The organism is Nostoc sp. C110 (assembly GCF_043099725.1).
Classification (GTDB): domain Bacteria; phylum Cyanobacteriota; class Cyanobacteriia; order Cyanobacteriales; family Nostocaceae; genus Nostoc; species Nostoc muscorum_A.
The window spans coordinates 2,386,280-2,405,300 of the sequence record NZ_CP171148.1; the positions used below are offsets into that span (position 1 = coordinate 2,386,280).

Consider the following 19,021-nt stretch of genomic DNA (forward strand, 5'->3'; position numbering starts at 1 on the left):
TTATAAAAATTAATTTTCATTAACTTTAGGACTTACGCAATAACTCTCTGAAACTCTTATTTCTCCGTGTCCTCTGCGCCCTCTGTGGTAGCCTGCGGCAAGCCACTTCGTGTCTACGTTTTTTCATGATTTTGCGTAAATCCTGAACTTTACTAAGCTACTCTTGCCTGAATTTACAGTCAGTCAATAACCGAAGAACTGATTAAGATTGCTTTTAATTCTTTATACTCCCACCGCCGCAGCATAGAGATTATCAAATAACTCATTTTGCTTTTCGGAGTTATGTACAAGTTGCGCTTGAGCTAATGCTCCTGCACTTAGAAATTCGTAATGTTCTCGTTTATCACTTCTATCAAGAAATTGCATAATTCGTTGCAATGCTTGTTCTGCTAAATAGTCATAAGTGCTATCGACAATTTCCCAATATTCATCAGTTTTAGTTTTCTCCCCATGTAGCCAATTGCTCCAGTGCCTAATTTCATTAATTGGTAACTCTAAAATATAGCCATTTTCACCATTACGAACAAACTCTGGTAAGGCACATACGTTTGTCGTAATTACAGGAGTTGCAACAGAAAAACCTTCAATGATACTATAGCCATAAGTATCATGTAATGTTGCCATTAATTGAAAATGGCTTTGCGACAATAGCTCAAGAACTTTGTCATTAGGAATATTTCTATGGAATACAACGTTACTTAATTTCAGTAACTTTAAATCCTCTACATATTTACTGCGATCTGGGAAATCAGTTGGAACTCCTGAACCATGTTCCAGTCCCGATATTATATGTACAGTAATCGGTAAACCTAGTTTTTCAGCTTTTTTGGCTAGTCTTAAAGCAACAACTCCGCCTTTACGGGCAATGTGATTTCCGATAAATACAAGCTGGAGATTTTGCTGTTCCTGATAAAGTTTCGATTGTTTAACTTTGATTGGAAAGTTGGGATGAATAACATCCACTTTCTTACTTATTTTTTCTTCTATTTCCCAACCTTCTATCCGCTTAATTAATCTCAACTTGGCATAATCAGAAATTGCAATAATTTTTTGACAATTATCTAGTGCTAATCGATTATTTAATAATTCATAAATTGCTGCTTCAACTTGATTTTGAGGATTTCTATATAAAACACGATGATCCTCAAAGGTGAGAAACCAAGGTTTATTTGTATATAAAATTCTGTTGAAAGAATGAATTGCTTGGTATCTTTGCCATACAGGTTGCCAAGCCATAAAACTGGCTAAAGGATACCAAATTTTTTCTATAGGATATCTGCCTGCGGGGAAAGGCTTGGGGTAGATGAGTGTATGTCGAGAATTTCGAGGTAAGTTGGGAATGCTGAGGTGTTTTTGACCTCCTATGATAACTTTTGCCATTTTTATTTCATTTAAATTGTTTTTAGACGTTTTCTCTTGTTTTTTTGCTCAGGATTGGCATCTTCCTTATCTTGTTTCTCTAGTTCTGGCAGTTTAAAAAGAACTCCCGCAAAAAACCAATAATAGACGGCAACCGGGTCAACATCTAGAGGATAGTAGTAGGTGTTGTAGCTAATAAACAATATAAACACCCATAAAGCTGCTCCGTAACTGCGGAAATTACGGTTCTTTATGGAGCGATAGGTTTTAAAGCCCATAATTGTTAAACTTGTTACCAAACCCAGAAAAGCTAGTACTCCAATAATTCCAACTTCAAAAAGGACTTTGGGGTAGTAGGTTTCTACCAGTTTAGTTTTACCCATTGCGCGGGCAGAGTTAGTTGCTCGACCTAAGCCACTTCCTAAAGGCCCATCTACATTTTTCCAATTCTCTTCAAATTGCTGGACGATAAAATCTTGAGGTGGTGAAGCGTCCCAGCGACTGGTAAAACTCTCGGTTCTCTCTTGGACGACGGTAGGGTTACTTACCATCACAATTCCTAAAACTATAGCCAGTCCTATACCTATGGGGATAAATCGTTTAAGGTTGCCAATTTGCCCAGTCAGCAATAGCAAAATCCCGAAACAGATTGGTACTAAGGCTAAGGCGATTCTTTGTCCAGAAATTACAGCATTGATAAAGACTGTCACTAAAGAACCTAAACCGACTATCCGCCAAATAAAAGAGGGATCGGTGAAGCCGGTGGCAAAGGTAAAAAAGGTGCTGGAAATTAAGAACCACGCCCATTGCCAAGGGGCTACAAATGTTCCTGGCAGACGAATCACTCCTTCTTCGGGACTATATAAAAGCGCTCCACCAAAATAACACCGGGCTTCTAGTGATGTGACAAATAGGGCATTTCCTTCAAGACCTCTAGTGCCTTGACATATACCAGTTAGCAGTAAGAGGTATTGGATACATCCCAACACACAACAAAACAGGATGAGAACAATTTGGAGGCGCGATAAAAAGAGAAAATCCCGCTTATCCCGAATTAAATAGTAAGCACAACCAATCAGAGGAACATAGCCTAAAAATACTTTCAGCCCCAAAATTCCCATACCTAAAGGTATTTCTTTCTCTGCTTTTTCTAATAGTCCGACGCTAGGCGGGTTAAACTGCTGTCCACCATTGACAAATAATAGTGTTAGTACACTGCAACCCAAGACAATATAAAGCGGTATTTTAATACCTTGGGGAATAATCAAAGGTAATCCCTGCTTTCGACAAGTTTGCCAAAGTCCAATTAGCGCTGGAACATAAAAGGCATCTTTAGCTAATTGGAGTATGGGACTACTGCCCAAGTAGTAGGTGATAGTACCCCCAACCGGTACGTAAATAATGAAGGCATATAGCGCTTGGCGCGGGTATTTGTAAGAAAGGGACATGATGATTATCCCTAAAACACCGGGGACTGCTGCTTTAATTCCACCTACGAAAAAAAGCACAACACCAATGAATAAACCGCCAAAAGTGGCGGTGGTGAGTAAACTAATGAGTTCTTTCCGTGCTAGGGCTGCCTTGCGTTTTTCGGCTAACTGTTCTTTGAGACTAAGAGTAGAAGTTTCCTTGGAAGTCTGCGTTTTTGACTTTTTAGATGTCTTGGATTTTGATTTTATTTTCGGCATAGTAGTGCTGTAGCCTATCAGCATCAAGGTAATACATTATACTTGACAAATATTTTGGGATTGCTGTAAGTTGTACAATCCAAATTCGTCCTTAACTGATTGATTTAATAATTTGCGATTAAAAATGTTAAATTTTAATCTTTTGGAATTATCAAAAAGGTTTTCTCCTGTATCCAGGATATAAACTGCTCCTGGAAATGGTAATGATTTAATAGCTTTTCCTTTATTCTCTAAAATATCCCTAACTTTGCCGTGATCTATATAATATCTATAGTATCCGTAGCCACGATTATACTCTGCACTTTCGGGCAAATAGTTCAGATCGTAGCGAATAATGTTACAACTACCGCACATTTTATAAAAATTCCTTCTTTTAATAAATACATATTTACTACCTTCCTGATATTTATAACCTTTGTTAATAACCCATCCATCCGAATCAGGATGTTGTTGAATAAATTGGGCTAATTTTTTGCTGACGCAATCATCAGCATCAATTGCCATAGTGTGAGTCGGAGAAAATTGTTGAGCATAAATCAATCCTTTTAATATTTTACGCCCTTTATCTGTGTCTCCTTTAGCTACAGGGTTAGTCTCGTTGGGAGGAGAAAAATCAACTGTAAGGTATGTAATATGAGAATGGGTGAATTCTATTTTTGGCTTTTCGTGACAAACAACAATAACGTGAAAGTTAGGTGAGGTTTGATTGCAAACTGATTTAATGCATCTTTCAAATAATTGGGTAACACGTTCCCAGGAATTGGAAACTTTTGCACTTTTAAGTGGGATAACAAAAACAAGCATGATATTATCCTTGGATAAAGTTTAGGAATCTGCTTTGAGTTTTAAAGTTAATTTGCTTAAGAGGCAATAGTAAAAGAAGCATTTTTAAGTATTGCTGAGTTTGTTCAAAAATTAAATATGAGTTTTATAGCGAAGAATCTCGAAGTAAATAATAACACGTTCAGACTAATGTCATAACGTGGTGATTTTTTTGATAATTAATTAGACGGAAATTATTATAGCGGTTCTCGAATGGAAGCAATACAGTTTGACCTCTCTCCAAACCTCTCTCCTTTTAGGAGAGAGGCTTTGAATATTACTCCCCTTCCCTTATAGGGAAGCAGGGTGGTTTCATACAACGAGAGAAAAACTAAAACTGGGTTTCAAAGCCTCTCTCCGCTTCGGGGAGAGGTTTGGAGAGGGGTCAAAATCTATGGTTATACATGAGAAATCAATACTTATGTATTTTTCTTTTTTCGTATGAAACCACCCTGCCCTTCCCTTATAGGGAAGGGGCTGGGGGTTAGGTCTATGTTGCACTTAACTGATAATCGCTATATATAACAATATAAATACAAATGTCACAGCTTCTACAGATAACCAAGGCTGGTTAATTTGTAGAAGCTGTGACGGAAAATTAGCGTTTGTTAAAAGCTGAGATAATAGCTAACTTAGTCCATCAGATGTTGCTGGACTTTTGAAACTAATTCATTTGTCCAGTAGTTGGTAAGTTCGGCATTGGCGGCTTCTACCATGACTCTGATTACTGGTTCTGTACCAGAGGCGCGAACCAAGATTCTACCAGAATCACCCATTGCAGCTTCGGCAAGAGCGATCGCTTGTTGTACCGGTTCGCAATCTTGCCACCCCAAACGGCGATCGCGATCTATAACTCGCACGTTCCGCAATATTTGCGGATATGTCTGGAAGCTTTGATCTACTAATTCTGCTAAAGAAACACCCGCTTCTTTCACCAAAGCCGCTATATGCAAGGCTGTTAACAAGCCATCTCCAGTTACAGCATAATGACGGCAAAGAATATGACCTGATTGTTCACCACCTAACATTGCCCCAGTTCGCTGCATTTCGGCTTGTACGTATTGATCGCCGACTGCGGTACGAATTAATTTACCACCAATTTGTTGCCAAGCTTTTTCAAAGCCCAAGTTGGCCATGACTGTAGACACAATCAGGTTGTCTGGTAGTTGTTGGTTTTTTTGTAAATGCCGTCCCCACAGGTAGAGAATGTAATCGCCGTTAACTTGTCTGCCAGTATTGTCTACTGCTAAGACGCGATCGGCATCGCCATCGAAGGCAAAGCCGATATCGGCGTTGTGTTCTTGGACTGTGGCGGCAAGAATATCTAAATGAGTGGAACCGCAGTTAACATTAATGCGATCGCCATCTGCTTCGTTATGCAAGCAGATCACCTCTGCCCCCATTTCTGTAAATACTGACGGTGCTAACCCGACTGCTGCACCCCACGCCAAGTCTAAAACAATCTTCATTCCCTGAAGATTGAGGTCACTGTTTAAAGGTTTTTTTAACGCCTCGCCATAATGTCCCACTAACTCAAAACGTGAGTAATGCCGTCCGCAATTATTGACTTTAGCGATCGGTGATATTTTCCCACGCAGCCCCGCTTCTATTTCTGCCTGTAATATTTGCGGTAGCTTTCCACCATTTGCACCAAAAACCTTAATTCCATTATCCTCTGGGGGATTGTGGCTAGCAGAAATCATTACTCCACCGATCGCATCACTGATGCTGGTGAGATAGGCAATGCAAGGAGTGGGACATAATCCCAAATACCAAACTTCTAATCCTGCTGCTGTTAACCCTGCACTCAAAGCCATTGCTAGCATATCGCTAGAGTTTCTAGAGTCCTGTCCGAGAATGACTGGCCCTATTTGAGTAGCATGGTTACGTAAAACAATCCCTGTCCAAAAACCAACTTGCAATGCTAAGGGCGCACTCAGCAATTCTCCGACTCGCCCGCGAATCCCATCTGTACCAAATAAAGGATTTGCCGGTAGTGGAATTAAATTCAGCCCAAAACTACTTTCAATCCCTTTGCCCAATCCTTCTGCTTCGGAAGGAGAATCTCCAGGAATGCCTGGTATCCGAGTTATAGATGAAACCATATATTTAAACACTCCACACAATCACACTGAAAAATAGCACTTAAGACTTTATTCAGCAATTTTGACATGCTTTTTCTCTTTAGAAATTCATTCTAAATTAAGCCATTTTTACGTAATTATACTGAATTACAGACTTTCTGATTGTAAATATTTCATAAAGTCAGTATTGGTTTTTACATTATTAGTAAAGTCTCCACATTTTAGCTAATTATTCCTTTTATGCCATTAACTTGAGTCTTGATTTTTATTTGTATTTAGTTCACATTTTGCAATGCTATTAACAAGAAATACAATGTAAGGAATATTACCTAGATTTTATTATGGATATTCTTTGAGAAAACTAATAATGAAAGCAAAAGTTAGCTTATGACAACAGAAAATCAAAACACCGGAATGTAAAGTTATATTACGTGCTTTTGTTACTGTGTAAAAAACTACAAAATCATCGCAGCTTAAAAAATTTTAATATAAATTCTCATCAAATAGTTTTAAGGTAACGTTTTAATGGCTTTTTTAGCCGTTAGTGAATTAAAACTCGGCAGTTAACTTTTTAAAGTTGAGAAATTTAGCATGAGCAGCAATTTAGCAACCAAATTACGTGTAGGCACTAAGAAAGCCCACACAATGGCAGAAAATGTAGGTTTTGTCAAGTGCTTTTTAAAAGGAGTAGTAGAAAAAAACTCTTACCGGAAACTAGTTGCTAACTTCTACTTCGTCTACTCAGCGATGGAAGAAGAAATGGAAAAGCACCGCCAGCACCCAATTCTTTCTAAAATCAACTTTCCCCAGCTAAACCGCAAGTATACCTTAGAGCAAGACCTGAGTTATTACTTTGGTGCTAACTGGAAAGAGCAAATCAAACTATCTTCCGCAGGTGAAGCTTATGTAAAGCGCATCCGAGAAATCTCTGCCACAGAACCAGAACTGTTAATCGCTCATTCATATACTCGTTACTTGGGCGACTTATCTGGGGGACAAATTCTCAAAAACATTGCTGTAACGGCGATGAATTTGTCTGATGGGCAAGGAACAGCTTTTTATGAGTTTCCAGAAATTCCTGACGAGAAGGCATTTAAAGCCAAGTATCGGCAAATTTTGGATGAATTACCCCTTGACGATGCGGCAACCGATCGCATTGTTGAAGAAGCAAACGCCGCCTTTGGCACGAACATGAAGATGTTCCAAGAATTGGAAGGCAATTTGATTAAAGCGATCGGTGTAATGGTGTTCAACAGCCTCACACGGCGACGGACACGCGGTAGTACTGAACTCGTCACTGCTGAGTAACGGTATTAACATTGCGGAGTATGGTGTGTGGAGTCTAAGTCCAGATAGCCTGATGCAAGATAATTTACAGGTATTTCTGGAATAAGAGCGATTAACGCTCAAAATATTTAGGGGCAATAGCCCTGTGACTGTTTTCTATTTGTGAAAGCAAGCATGGGGAGATTGCCCCTCAATTATGATTAAAAGAGTTAGCCCGGATTTCTCACGCATAGTGTAGGCAGAGGGAGAAGAGGAGTGTGGGGAGTGTGGGGAGTGTGGGGAGTGTGGGGAGTGTGGGGAGTGTGGGGAGTGTGGGGGGTAAGACTTTTTCCCCATCCTCCCACACCTCCCACACTCCTGGATTTCTCACAAGTGAGAAATCCAGGTTAGGAGTCATCGATTTTAGATTTAGGATTCAAAATTAGGTAATTTCTGGGCGCTCTTCATCCTAAAGCGGATATTGCTGTGCGATCGCTATCTTCATCTTGTAGCGGTAAATCATATCTATCATACAGAAATTTTATATGTCGGCTAAATTGCTCCTCAACAAAATAGCTGCTAGAAAATTCACTTGCAAAAGAAACTTGATGAAAGTGATAATCTAGATTTAGTAGATTGTAAACAAGTCTTAAAAAATAATCATCTATCCAAAAATCTACATCAAATAGTGAAATACCATATTTCCCTTCCAACCTCCGATTTAAAGTTTTTAGTAACCAAGACCATTGAGGTTTGAGGGTGGGATCGATACGGTTCCCAAATACAGGATTAAAAAATTGATTTACTTGAGTTGTTCTCACATCAATCACTTTATTTAGTAAATCTGCTGCCTTGATTGGAAGTTATTAAGCTTTTGCGTTACTTGGTAATGTCTCTGTTTTCCTTTCCTCAAATCCTACTAGCTAGGCAGTTACGAAGTAACTTAAAAATCTCGACCACCTGGTTATGGCAACTTCTGTTACATTCGTTGCACAATCCCAAAAATATCAGTATCAAAAATAGTTGATCTGCCAAATTGCCAAAAACTTCTTTTTGTGTATTTTAGGACTAGCCCTTTCAAGGTGACTCATAAAATCTCTTATTTTTCCTCAGCGCTACGCCAGTTGCTACAAGTCGGGGAACCCGCCCAACGCACTGGCTTCTCTGTGCCTCTGCGGTTTAAAAGTATTTTTTCTAACCACAGAGGCGCAGAGAACACAGAGTATAGAGCTTAAAGACTGGACGTTCGCTCATTTTGACCTTGTGAGTGAGAATTATGTCTTACAGGGCTTAAGTTCAAGCTCATAAATGGATTCAGGGATTTTCATCAATAAAAGAATCTGTTTTTGAAGCTGGTTAATAGGGGTAATGAAGACCGTAGAATCAGGGAGGAAGTAAAGAGTTAGGTGACAAAAAGCCTTAAGCATTTGTTCGGCAGAAGGACGAGGAGTTTTTCGTTTGGGATTGCCATCATAAAGACCTTGCAAAGAATCTTCAGCTTGTTGAAGTGCCTGCCTGACAACAAACTCCATAAGGGTAAAAACGCGCAAAGCAATGTTTAATAAAAACATCAAGCCAGTGATTCGGTTTTGATTCTGGAAGTAAATCGGTAAAGCAGGCAAAGAACCCCTTTTAAAGCGATGAAAACCGCGTTCAAGAAGCCATTCGTCTCGGTAATACATTACCGACTCAGATAAAGTTAGCTGTTCGGTAGGTGCATTAGTTACGTACAATCGCCAACCAGCCAAAATTTCTGCTTCAACAATTGCACTATCAATTTTCTCAATTTGGAGTTGAAGCCGTGTCGAAGTAACCTGTTGTTGTAGAGTATTTTTTGAGGGTCGTCCTCGTCTTTGATGGCGAGTTTCTGTTCGTGTTTGTTCTGTAATCGTAGTTGAGAAAAAATCAGTAACGCGATGGCGTTTGAGGATATTCTCAACCTTATAAGTAAGCACATCTAGCTCGGTTCCTGGTTTATTGGCTAATTTCTCCAAGGCAAGTTGAGCTTGATTGATGCGTTTGTTTTGACTATCAATCGCTCCTAGAGCAAGCTTGTGGGAATAAACTACCAAATAGCGTTCGTGCCAACGAACCCATTTATTTGTTTCTGGATTTAACCAAAACTTACCCAACTCAACCTCAAAACCTTTACCAACAGCAGTTTCTTGTTCTTCTTGTTGGGGTAAACGAATATCGATGATTTCTGTTGATGATTGTTTTACCCATTGTTTGAGCAATTGGGGGTTTTGTCCGCTCATTGGCAAGGGAACACAGTAAAATCCTCCATTTAATGCGATGTTGGCACGGGTTGAGATCGAACCAGCCTTACAGTCAGCGATGAAGACAAAATGTTTGTGCCCAATTACTTTTTGTATCTTTTGCCAGGTGGGAAAATATAAAGGGTCATCGGCTCCATTGCCTTCAAGAGTGGCGCTGACTAAGGGCATTCCCATCGGGTCGAGCGTTGCTAGTAACTGACGATATTGCAATAAGTCTGGGCGTTTATCTTTGGAGTAGCCATGACGCAATAGATTGTCTTCTAGATGACTTGTGTTTTCATGATTTACACTGAAGCTTGTTGTGTCTGTGCGTGCAATTTTTGTCGGTAATTCGTATGCTCTAATTATCTGCCTTCCTAATTTAATTTCTATTTCTTGTCTAGCAAGTGATTGCTTGCCTAATTCTTCTACTACCCTTCCCAATCGGTCATCACTGACATCTTTGTTTCCTATCGACCACCCCGTTGTCAATTCCAAAATCTTTCGATGTGTTTCTACCCATTCTTCGACTGCACATAACCGATGGTCTGATTGAGTGATTATATACGTTAGTAATAATACACTCAACTGCCCGTAGCTCATTCCTTGGTGGTTTCCGTGCGGCTTCTTCAGTTTTTGGTCGATATGTTTGGCTATCTCTATCTGAGCAAGCCATTTAACTATTAATGGAATATCGTCTATCCGCTCGGAGCTTATTTTTACTTCTGTCTCACTCATCGATGCACCACCACCTGACATCATCCTCTACTCAAACTACCCCCAAATCCACTCTCATCAGGAGTTGCTTCAAAAATCCTCTTAATCATTACCCCTCAAGGAATTAATTCCTTTGACTGCCTTAAAATCAGCGAACGCACAGTAAAGAGGAATCTATTTACCAAAATTTTTACGCACCTTGAAAGGAGTAGTCTTATATTTAGAAACTTCCAAATAAAAAAGTATCTAACTACTGATTGTGGGGTAAGCGTCTCACCCGCCTGTAGCACTTCACGCTATTCTTGATCAAACGTCAGCGAACAAGTTTATTGCAGCGAACTTTAAAAAGCATGGGTGGCAAATTAATTGTATTTGAAGGGGTGGAAGGCTGCGGCAAAACCAGCCAAATGCAGCTTTGTTCTCAGTGGTTGGAAGAAAATCTGGGTGTTTCTGTGGTGGTCACTCGTGAACCAGGGGGAACAGAGTTAGGCTTACATCTTCGCCGCTTACTACTAGAGAAGGCAGAGGATAAACCAGTTGCAGAAGTGACAGAACTTTTATTGTATGCTGCTGACCGATCGCAACACGTGGAACAAGAACTTAAACCAAATCTCGCAGCAGGGAAATATATTTTATGCGATCGCTACACTGACTCTACCATTGCCTACCAAGGATATGGTCGCGGTTTGAATATGAGTTTAATCAATCAGCTTAACTATATTGCCACTGCTGGCCTAGAGAGTGACTTAACTATTTGGCTAGATATCGATGTCGAAGTTGGACTAGCCCGCAAACGAGGAGATGGAATCGGATTAGACCGCATTGAACAAGAAACAATCGCTTTTCATCGACGCGTTCAGCAAGGATACGCAGAGTTAGCAGCATCTTATCCTTCAAGAATTGTGCGGGTAGATGGCAGCTTGAGTAAAGAAGCTGTGCAACAAGTAATTCAAGGAATTCTGCGCGTACATTTGAACCCGGATTTCTCACGCATAGTGTAGGCAGAGGGAGGTGTGGGAGGTGTGGGGAGTGTGGGGAGTGTGCGGGGTCAGATTTCTTCCCCATCCTCCCACACCTCCCACACCTCCCACACTCCTTGATTTCTCACTTGTGAGAAATCAAGGTTGAAGGGGTTCCCATAGGTATATCTCAAATTTTGAAGTGTTTACTTAACTGTCTTAACTGTCCTTGCATCCTTGCTTTAAGCCTGAGAATATAAAAGACGTGGCATTTTCCGATTCCACACCCGAATTTAAGACCATTGCATTGCTCACAAAAGCGTTGGCGCAGACTGCCGCAGGTATCGTTATCTTCAGGGGTCTAACAAACCCACTACACTGAAACGAAGCTTAATTTGCCATTTATATATTTCAATAAAAGCTTGGGAGGAAGAGTTTGTATGAAATTTAAGTCTGTTTCCATAGGTATTGGTTTAAGCATTCTCAGTTTTTCAGTTAGTTCATTCCCACGGACTGTATTCAATTCACCACGAGTCCTTGCCCAAGAAGTTAGTTCTTCATGTCCTCTACCATCTGATATTGCCGTTACCTTCCTAAATTCTAAATGTGAAGAAGTCAAACTAGAGGAGCCTAAGACTTTTTATCGTTACTATAGTAGCAGCGAGAATAGATATGGTAGGTATTTAACAACTGATAAATACGAAACAAATGTAGAAGTAATTAGGAATTTAGCTCTTAATCAATCATGGGGCAATAAAGCCACTATGATTCAACCAGTTACTTTGCCGGCAGGAACGACAGTTTATCAAGGCATTGTTGCCCCTCAAACCCCCACTCAATGCTATCCTGGCGGTGGTCAACAGACTTTTATTAAAGATACAAGAGATCCAAACATTAAGTGGTCTGAGGGACAAAATATCATCGAAAAAGATTTTAGTTGTCCGTAAAAATCATGGAAAACAAGACAGAAGAATTCATCAAATTGCTCGATAAAGCTCTTGAGATTGCCGAACAGATTCGTAGAGATAAACAACCAGAATTTAAACATTCAGAGCGTTTAAACAATCTGATCGGTGCCCTGGAATCTATTAAAAGTAAGACGCTGATTGGTAAACTTGAAGCATCAGGAGGAATCTCAACCCTTGGGCTGGCTCGTGAAGTGGCTGATTGGATTGAGCCGTTAGATTCGCCATTATTAAAAGCTGTAGGTACGATAGAGGAATATTACCAAAAATATCTCTAAATAGTACAGGTTTAATAAGTAAAGCGGATCGCCCTTTAGCCCAATGTCAACTCAGCTATCGATATTCTTGCATATCAAGCTCTCTTTTTAAAACCTCATATTCATCAATCAGAATGTAAAAAAAAGCGATCGCTTCCTTAAACTTAAAGAGCGATCGCAATTTTTTAACTACAAAATAGAGATTAAGCAGCAACAGGTTCTAATAATTTGATGTCAGAGAAGATAAATTCCTGAATAGATATTTGTCCTGCTGTCTCGGTACGAATCTCCCGACGATTTAGGATAAAATAATCACCAACTTTTTCATATTCATCGACAAATTCGCTTCTACCGCCCTTTTGTTCCCCAGTTTTGGGATCATGGTAAACAGAGTCATAGCGGTGGGACAAGTAGCCTTCCCCAGTGTCGTGGCTGCTAAAGGTGTCAATTGTCACGAAAGTACCGTGGATTAGACGGTGAACATGACACACTTCATTATTGCGGACTTTGTATTTATCGCCCTCAGCCTTACCACCCATTAAAAGCTCAACCGCACCAGTTTCGTCAGTTTTGCCATAGCTAAAGGTATTGGCGCTGTGGGTGTCTTCAAAGCTGCGGCGGACGCGGTGAATTGCTATTTCCCATGCTTGGCCATGAATTGCTTTCTGGGCTGGCTCATCATCTACACCCAAAACTTCGGCTTTCAGATTGGCAGTGATGATAACCTTGCCTGTAAATACTTTATCATCTTGCTTATAGGTAATATTTGCGGTATAACCGGGAAAATTCTTGTCCCAAGTATAGCGGTTCTCATAAGCAGCCCGGAAAAGTTCCTGAGCAGAGAGTTGTGTAACTGTCATGTGCTTCTCCTAGTCGCTACTGTAAATTAGCGTTTTAGTTTCGTTGGTATTAGCATAGAAGTAATTGTTGAGGCTTGGATAGTCCCCAACTGGGTACACTTATGCTTATGGTTAATTCTCTCCACGCCATATTTCATGCGATCGCCAATGTCCGAAATGAGCAAGAATTAAGGCTAGCTCTCACAGATAAAATTGGTGAGCATTTTGGTGTGCAAAATTGGGGTATTTATCTCCTAGATGATCGGCCAACAGCCCAAATCGATGTTCAGGGTATTCCAGCAGTATGCTTAGAAAGCAATCCAGTCGGGCGCTACGTGGTTGAGCGTCACGCTCCCGCCCATGAGCAGTTATTATTATCACCAGGAGACTGGAAGCATTTTTGCTCGCGTTCCGATCACGAACACGTAATGACTGGGCCAATTGTTTGCGATGGTCGTCTTGTAGGAACACTTAACTTGGCTCGTGATAAGGGAAATCCTGCTTTTAATGGCAACGATCTGGCTGATCTGAGTGCATTATGCATCCATTTATCAGCAAAAATGGCGACTCTACGGACGACAAAACCACAAATATCCAATTCCCTTTTAGTAAGTCCTCTAACAGCGCGTGAGTTAGAAATTGCCGAGTTAGTGGCGCAGGGGTTAACAAACTCAGAAATTGGGGAAAAACTTTGGATTACGCAAAATTCTGTCAAACAAGCTTTGAAGAGGATGTTTCGTAAGTTAAAGGTTTCGGCGCGTGCAGAAATGGTGGCAAAACTGCAAGATATCAAAGTTTCTTAGAGGATGTTCGAAAAGTCCTCTTGTCGGTATCAAATAGTTCTTCATCGCTGGAGTTCTTTTCCTTCTACTCCTGTTGACGATTTCTTTTTCTTTAATTCCTCCTAATTGTAAAAAACCTACACCTGTCAGAGGGGACAAGGGGACAAGAGGTGAGAACTTGAAACAAGTCTTTCTCCTTGTCCCCAAGTCCTCTTCCCAATGCCCAATGCCCAATTGTTAAATGTTGTAACCTTTCTACAAGGGTTTCAGGTAATCCTTCATTAATTTTTGGAGATATCTATGATCGTTCATCAAAACTAGAAAGAGATAATTACCATGAAAAATGATAAATCCTCTCCTATTCGCCTGTTAATCGTTGACGATCAGAGCCTCATTCGTCAGGGACTCAAAGCAATGCTAGAACAGGAACCTGATTTGGAAGTGGTCGGTGATGCTGAGAATGGTAAAGTTGCTCTAGAGCTTGTTGCAGAACTTCAGCCCGATGTGGTGCTAATGGATATTCGAATGCCAGAAATGGATGGGCGAACTGCAACAAAACTGATTACGCAAAACTTTCCTAATATCAAAGTTCTCGTCTTGAGTACATTTGATGATGATTCTTATCTAACAGGGGCAATGCGTGCAGGTGCAAAAGGATATTTGCTTAAAGATATGCCTTCAAGTGAGCTAGCAGATGCAATTCGCTTTGGGCATTCTGGCTATACTCAATTTGGGCCGGGGTTATTTGATAAATTATTAGTTACGGAAGCAGCTTCAGCTAACCAAAATTCCGCTTCATCAAAGCCATCGGAAATTACCGCACGAGAACAAGAGGTTTTATGTTTGATTGGTGTTGGTGCAACGAACCGCGAAATTGCCCAACAACTTTATATTACCGAAGGAACGGTAAAAACTCATGTGACGAGTATCTTAAACCGCCTCAATCTCAAAAATCGATCGCAACTAGCAATCTATGCAAATTCTGTTCTCAATCAAGAAAAGAAACTATCCGGGAAACTACCAGAATAAACCAGAGGGCGATAAAACAATTCTAGGAATAGCCCTTTCAAAGTGGGTAAAAATTTTGGTCACAAAATTCCTCTTCAATCTCTTGACTCTGCGTTCTCTGCGTCTCTGTGGTTAAATAAATTATTTTTAAACCGCAGAGGCACAGAGAAGCCAGTGCGTTGGGCGGGTTCCCCGACTTGTAGCAACTGGCGCAGCGCAGAGAGAAAAAAGAGATTTTACGAGTCACTTCTTCAGGGGCTAGTTTTAAATTCTTATATAAAACATCTCAACATGGGGATTTTTCTCTTGTTTATTAATATTTATTGCTTAATCTTATAAAATAGGTAATCAGCCGTATAGTTTACGCTAATTTCTCGGTTTTCGGATGATTTATCACACCCTTGAACAGGGGCTTTTCCACCAACTGTATTGATCCGTTGAATCCAATTTACTTGGCGGAAGATACCATTTCCTTCATGAGATTGTGCCTCTAATAATAGCCAGGGAATGGCATCATCTTGCGGTGCATTTACCTTAGATTTCAACTTCCCCACGACTTTGCTACCGTCTTTGGCTTCCCAGGTGGGGCCTGCATAATGCTTGCCCAAATTTTGCCCTTGCTCATCTAGTAACACGGCATCGGGAGCCTTAAGCGTCCACTCATACTGCTCAGGAGATTCTGATTTTGGTTTGCAGATATAGATTTGTGAACCCTTGGCAGATGCTTTTAAAAGAAGTTGCTCACCATTTGGGACTTTTATACTATCAGGGATTTCAGCCACATCCGCTATGCGTTGGGCAGGCTCCATAGTTCCTGCGATCGCAGTTTTGATCGAAACACCCCACCCATTCAACATCAGTAGCGAAACAACGAGGCTGCAATTTATCTGAATAATTTTACAAAAAGTAGGTGACATAGTAGATATCTCCTTCATTTGTGATTTTAAAGCTTTTGTCGCGCCATCAGTTGGGCAAACAATCCTGGTTGATTGGCGAGTTGATCAAAATTGCCTTCTTGGACTACACGACCATTCTCGAATACATAGATGCGATCGGCGTTGCGAATGGTACTCAGACGGTGAGCGATCGCAATTCGTGTCACCTTCAAACGCTCTAAACTTTGACTGACAATCGCTTGAGTGCGGTTATCTAAGGCACTGGTGGCTTCATCAAATAACAAGATTTTGGGTTTTAATACTAGCGATCGGGCAATCAATAATCGCTGCCGTTGCCCTCCAGAGATATTAGTTCCTCCTTCACTAATTACCGTGTGCATTCCCATTGGCATCGATTCGACATCTTCAGCAAAACCAGCCATCCGCGCAGCTTCCCACGCTTCATCCATCGAGATCATCGCTCCACTGGCGATATTCTCAAAGATCGATGCAGATGTCAATCGGCTATTTTGCATCACAACTCCTAGTTGCCGACGCACTGCATGAATATCTAACCCGGTTAAATCTTGTCCGTCGTAATAAATCGTGCCAGATTCCGGGACATCAAACCCCAGTAATAATCGGAACAGGGTTGATTTTCCACTCCCCGAAGCTCCGACGAAAGCGATAAATTCCCCAGCTTCCGCATGAATGCTAACATCATCCAATGTTAATGGCCCGTCATCTCGATACCGGAAAATCACATGATCCACAACCAATCGTCCAGAAAGCCGACCTGGATCGGTTTTTTCCGAGTCAACTTCCGGTTTGGATTCGAGAATCGGCTGCGCTCGTTCCCATAAAGGAACCACTTGCAAGACATCTATAATTGTGCTGCTGAGACTGGTAGCTCCACTGATAAATGTGCCAAATGCCGCATTAAATGCTAGAAATACACCTGTAGATAAACCACTTTCTGGAGAATTGGCTTGCTGAAGTAAACTGCTGGCGAACCAGAAGAGGATTGCTGTAGTCAATACAGGCAAGATTTTATTAATCACAGCCAGAGCATCTTCAATGCCTTGGGTACTCAGCATCCATTTGATTTGTTGACTATACTGTTTTCCCCAAAAAGCAAAGGCGCGGGCTTCTGCGCCTGCAACTCGTAATTTGCTAACGCCGTTGATTAACTGCACCATTACCCCTGAGAGTTGCCCTTGTAACTCTAGTAAGGGACGAACCTTCCGCAGAGTGTAAATTCCTGAAACCAGAGTAATAGTAATGTTGACAAAAGCAACAAGAGTGGCAATTAACGCTAGCGAACCGTTGTAATAAAAAAGCAGTCCTAAATTCAAAAACGCAAACAAACTGGTGAAAATACTTCTGAGAACCGTGCTACTGAGCTTTTGGCGGATTTGGCTAATGGCGCTTACCCGTGAATTCAAGTCTCCAGTTGAGTACTGACGGAAGAAGGATGCTTTTAGATTTAATAACCGATCCCAGACTGCTGCTTGGGTGGAAGCATCGGCAAAAGTTTCCACGCGCATGATTGCAAAGCCTTGGGCAAGTTGAAACAAGGTGCTACCAAATGCAGTTGCTAGCAGCGCTAAGGCAATTTGCACTAATAAACCGCGATTGGCATCAGGAATGGCACTGTCAATCAAGATTGCCATAGCTTGGGGGACAATCATTCCTAATAAACTTGTCGCCATACCCGCAGCCAAGACAATCAACAATTCCTTGTAGTGTCCTTGGAGAGCAAATTTCAGTAAATCGATGGTGGTGAGGACTTTATCAGGTAATGGGCGATAGAAGGTATACCCGGTGAGCGCCAGTTTAATCGCAGTTTTAGCATTAACCGGAGTGCGCGATCGCTTAATTGGATCAAAAATCTCATAGCGGGTATCAGATACAGGTAACAGCGCCACAGGGTTGTTATCTTCTAGCGTGTAAGCCAGCATCGCACCGCAATCCTTCTTCCACCATTGACCCTGCAAAGCGATCGTTCTGGTTCGTAAACGCGAAGCACGAGCGATCGCTTGTAGCGGATCTTGAACTCGTTTCAGGTCTTCAGACTTGGCTGGTGGTCGAATCGTCACACCCAAAGTCCGCCCAACAGCACCCGCAGCGATGAGCAAAGCCTGGTCAAAATCATTGGCTTCAATTTGAGCAGAAGCGGCACTTTGCGGAGATTGCAGCAACGAGGCTAACTCGCCCAGCGTCTCCTTCATTACGTGATCGTTGAGGTGTTGCCGTTCTTGAAATCGGTTTAATTCTACCGCTTTTTCCTCCTGTTCCAGAAGAAAAAGGCTCTGAAGAAAGTAGACTTGAATTTGGAAAATCCCCCTCAACAGAGTATTACCATCCTCAATCTCAGACGTAGTTAGGATTTCTAGCTCGGTTGTATCTTCAGCTTGAAACCACATATCTGCACTCAACGGCACCAATCCTGATTGAGGCATAACTAACAGTTGCTCAAACCCCATCCAAACCGCGTAACCACGCTGAATTTGTACCCAGGATACCAGCTCTCGCTGTGGTTGGAAAATCTGACCATTGCTGAGTGAGAAATAGCGAACCCCTTCTTCTTGAAACGGCAGTCCAGGTGGAGTAATAGAAGACAGCGCCAATCCTAGTTGCTCAATCCATCCCTCGATTAAAGTTACGGCTTCGCCATTGCGATCGCTAATAAATTCCCGAAAATCTTTCCTTGAAACTTTCATAAGTTCCGTTTCTTCAATCGACACCGCCAGCAGTTGATACGGTATCGGCTGAGAATCATTAATGATGCCAAACATTGCCTGTCTAGTTCGGGTAGTAAATAAATAGCGGCGACTTCCCTCAGCAATTCCCTCTTTCACCGGAATCGCAAACACCGCCAATGAACCCGATTTTACGATCCAAATCGTCTTCGGGTCATTGAGAATAATTGGCTCATTACCTTTGAAGTGATAGTACTCTCCCGGCAGGGTAGCGCTGCGAATTTGATCTAACATATTCTTACTCCATAAAATTAATCCAAAACCTTGGCGCTCTTGGCGGCTTGGCGGTTCGATAAATCATGTATTTTAAAAATTTTTGCGTGAGTTCCGATAGTATAAAATAACGAACCGCCAAGAACGTCAAGAACGCCAAGGAAGAA

Annotated in this window: 16 protein-coding genes; 6 read left to right on the forward strand and 10 right to left on the reverse strand. The window is 41.3% G+C overall.

Annotated elements, in window-relative coordinates:
* Positions 1–222 precede the first annotated feature (222 nt).
* The 4 genes from ACFFRD_RS15810 to glmM form a co-directional block, all read right to left on the reverse strand.
* Complete coding sequence (locus ACFFRD_RS15810; protein ID WP_392482279.1) at positions 223–1,380, reverse strand: glycosyltransferase family 4 protein; 1,158 nt, start codon at positions 1,378–1,380, stop codon at positions 223–225.
* A gap of 11 nt (positions 1,381–1,391) precedes the next feature.
* Complete coding sequence (gene hpsL, locus ACFFRD_RS15815) at positions 1,392–3,047, reverse strand: hormogonium polysaccharide biosynthesis protein HpsL (RefSeq protein WP_392482280.1); 1,656 nt, start codon at positions 3,045–3,047, stop codon at positions 1,392–1,394.
* A 36-nt stretch (positions 3,048–3,083) separates the two neighbouring features.
* Positions 3,084–3,851, reverse strand: coding sequence for a glycosyltransferase family A protein (locus ACFFRD_RS15820; protein WP_392482281.1), 768 nt, complete (start codon positions 3,849–3,851; stop codon positions 3,084–3,086).
* A 650-nt stretch (positions 3,852–4,501) separates the two neighbouring features.
* The gene (glmM, locus tag ACFFRD_RS15825) at positions 4,502–5,974 is read right to left on the reverse strand and encodes a phosphoglucosamine mutase (protein WP_392482282.1); all 1,473 of its coding nucleotides are present in this window, start codon (positions 5,972–5,974) and stop codon (positions 4,502–4,504) included.
* 570 nt (positions 5,975–6,544) lie between these two features.
* Here glmM and ACFFRD_RS15830 point away from each other — a divergent pair.
* Complete coding sequence (locus tag ACFFRD_RS15830) at positions 6,545–7,261, forward strand: heme oxygenase (biliverdin-producing) (RefSeq protein ID WP_392482283.1); 717 nt, start codon at positions 6,545–6,547, stop codon at positions 7,259–7,261.
* Between the two features lie 422 nt (positions 7,262–7,683).
* On the opposite strand, the gene ACFFRD_RS15835 is transcribed toward ACFFRD_RS15830, so the two are convergent.
* Both ACFFRD_RS15835 and ACFFRD_RS15840 read right to left on the reverse strand, forming a co-directional pair.
* A complete protein-coding gene (locus tag ACFFRD_RS15835; protein WP_392482284.1) occupies positions 7,684–8,040 on the reverse strand; it encodes a hypothetical protein in 357 nt (118 codons plus the stop codon).
* A gap of 453 nt (positions 8,041–8,493) precedes the next feature.
* On the reverse strand, positions 8,494–10,239 hold the full coding sequence (locus tag ACFFRD_RS15840) for an IS1634 family transposase (protein WP_392482117.1): 1,746 nt from the start codon (positions 10,237–10,239) through the stop codon (positions 8,494–8,496).
* 305 nt (positions 10,240–10,544) lie between these two features.
* Here ACFFRD_RS15840 and tmk point away from each other — a divergent pair, with 305 nt between their 5' ends.
* The 3 genes from tmk (at position 10,545) to ACFFRD_RS15855 (ending at position 12,396) form a co-directional block, all read left to right on the forward strand.
* Positions 10,545–11,195 (forward strand): dTMP kinase, encoded by a 651-nt coding sequence (gene tmk / locus ACFFRD_RS15845; protein WP_392483081.1) that lies wholly within the window; start codon positions 10,545–10,547, stop codon positions 11,193–11,195.
* Positions 11,196–11,593: 398 nt separating this feature from the next.
* Complete coding sequence (locus ACFFRD_RS15850) at positions 11,594–12,100, forward strand: hypothetical protein (RefSeq protein WP_163927846.1); 507 nt, start codon at positions 11,594–11,596, stop codon at positions 12,098–12,100.
* Positions 12,101–12,105: 5 nt separating this feature from the next.
* Positions 12,106–12,396: a hypothetical protein gene (locus ACFFRD_RS15855; protein WP_114085735.1), complete on the forward strand. Its 291-nt coding sequence runs from the start codon at positions 12,106–12,108 to the stop codon at positions 12,394–12,396.
* A gap of 55 nt (positions 12,397–12,451) precedes the next feature.
* On the opposite strand, the gene ACFFRD_RS15860 is transcribed toward ACFFRD_RS15855, so the two are convergent.
* Positions 12,452–12,589 (reverse strand): hypothetical protein, encoded by a 138-nt coding sequence (locus tag ACFFRD_RS15860; RefSeq protein ID WP_392482285.1) that lies wholly within the window; start codon positions 12,587–12,589, stop codon positions 12,452–12,454.
* Entirely contained in the window at positions 12,579–13,235 is a 657-nt protein-coding gene (locus tag ACFFRD_RS15865) for a DUF3386 domain-containing protein (protein ID WP_392482286.1), read from the reverse strand. The genes ACFFRD_RS15860 and ACFFRD_RS15865 overlap by 11 nt, the downstream gene beginning before the upstream one ends.
* A 107-nt stretch (positions 13,236–13,342) precedes the next feature.
* On the opposite strand from ACFFRD_RS15865, the gene ACFFRD_RS15870 reads away from it, so the two are divergent.
* Both ACFFRD_RS15870 and ACFFRD_RS15875 read left to right on the forward strand, forming a co-directional pair.
* Positions 13,343–14,017 carry a LuxR C-terminal-related transcriptional regulator gene (locus tag ACFFRD_RS15870; RefSeq protein ID WP_114085737.1) on the forward strand — a complete coding sequence of 225 codons (675 nt, stop codon included), beginning with the start codon at positions 13,343–13,345 and terminating at the stop codon, positions 14,015–14,017.
* Between the two features lie 315 nt (positions 14,018–14,332).
* On the forward strand, positions 14,333–15,025 hold the full coding sequence (locus ACFFRD_RS15875) for a response regulator (RefSeq protein ID WP_392482287.1): 693 nt from the start codon (positions 14,333–14,335) through the stop codon (positions 15,023–15,025).
* Positions 15,026–15,324: 299 nt separating this feature from the next.
* Here ACFFRD_RS15875 and ACFFRD_RS15880 read toward each other — a convergent pair whose 3' ends face one another.
* Entirely contained in the window at positions 15,325–15,921 is a 597-nt protein-coding gene (locus ACFFRD_RS15880) for a DUF3455 domain-containing protein (protein WP_392482289.1), read from the reverse strand.
* 26 nt (positions 15,922–15,947) lie between these two features.
* Positions 15,948–18,875, reverse strand: coding sequence for an NHLP bacteriocin export ABC transporter permease/ATPase subunit (locus ACFFRD_RS15885; protein WP_392482291.1), 2,928 nt, complete (start codon positions 18,873–18,875; stop codon positions 15,948–15,950).
* Positions 18,876–19,021: the final 146 nt, after the last annotated feature.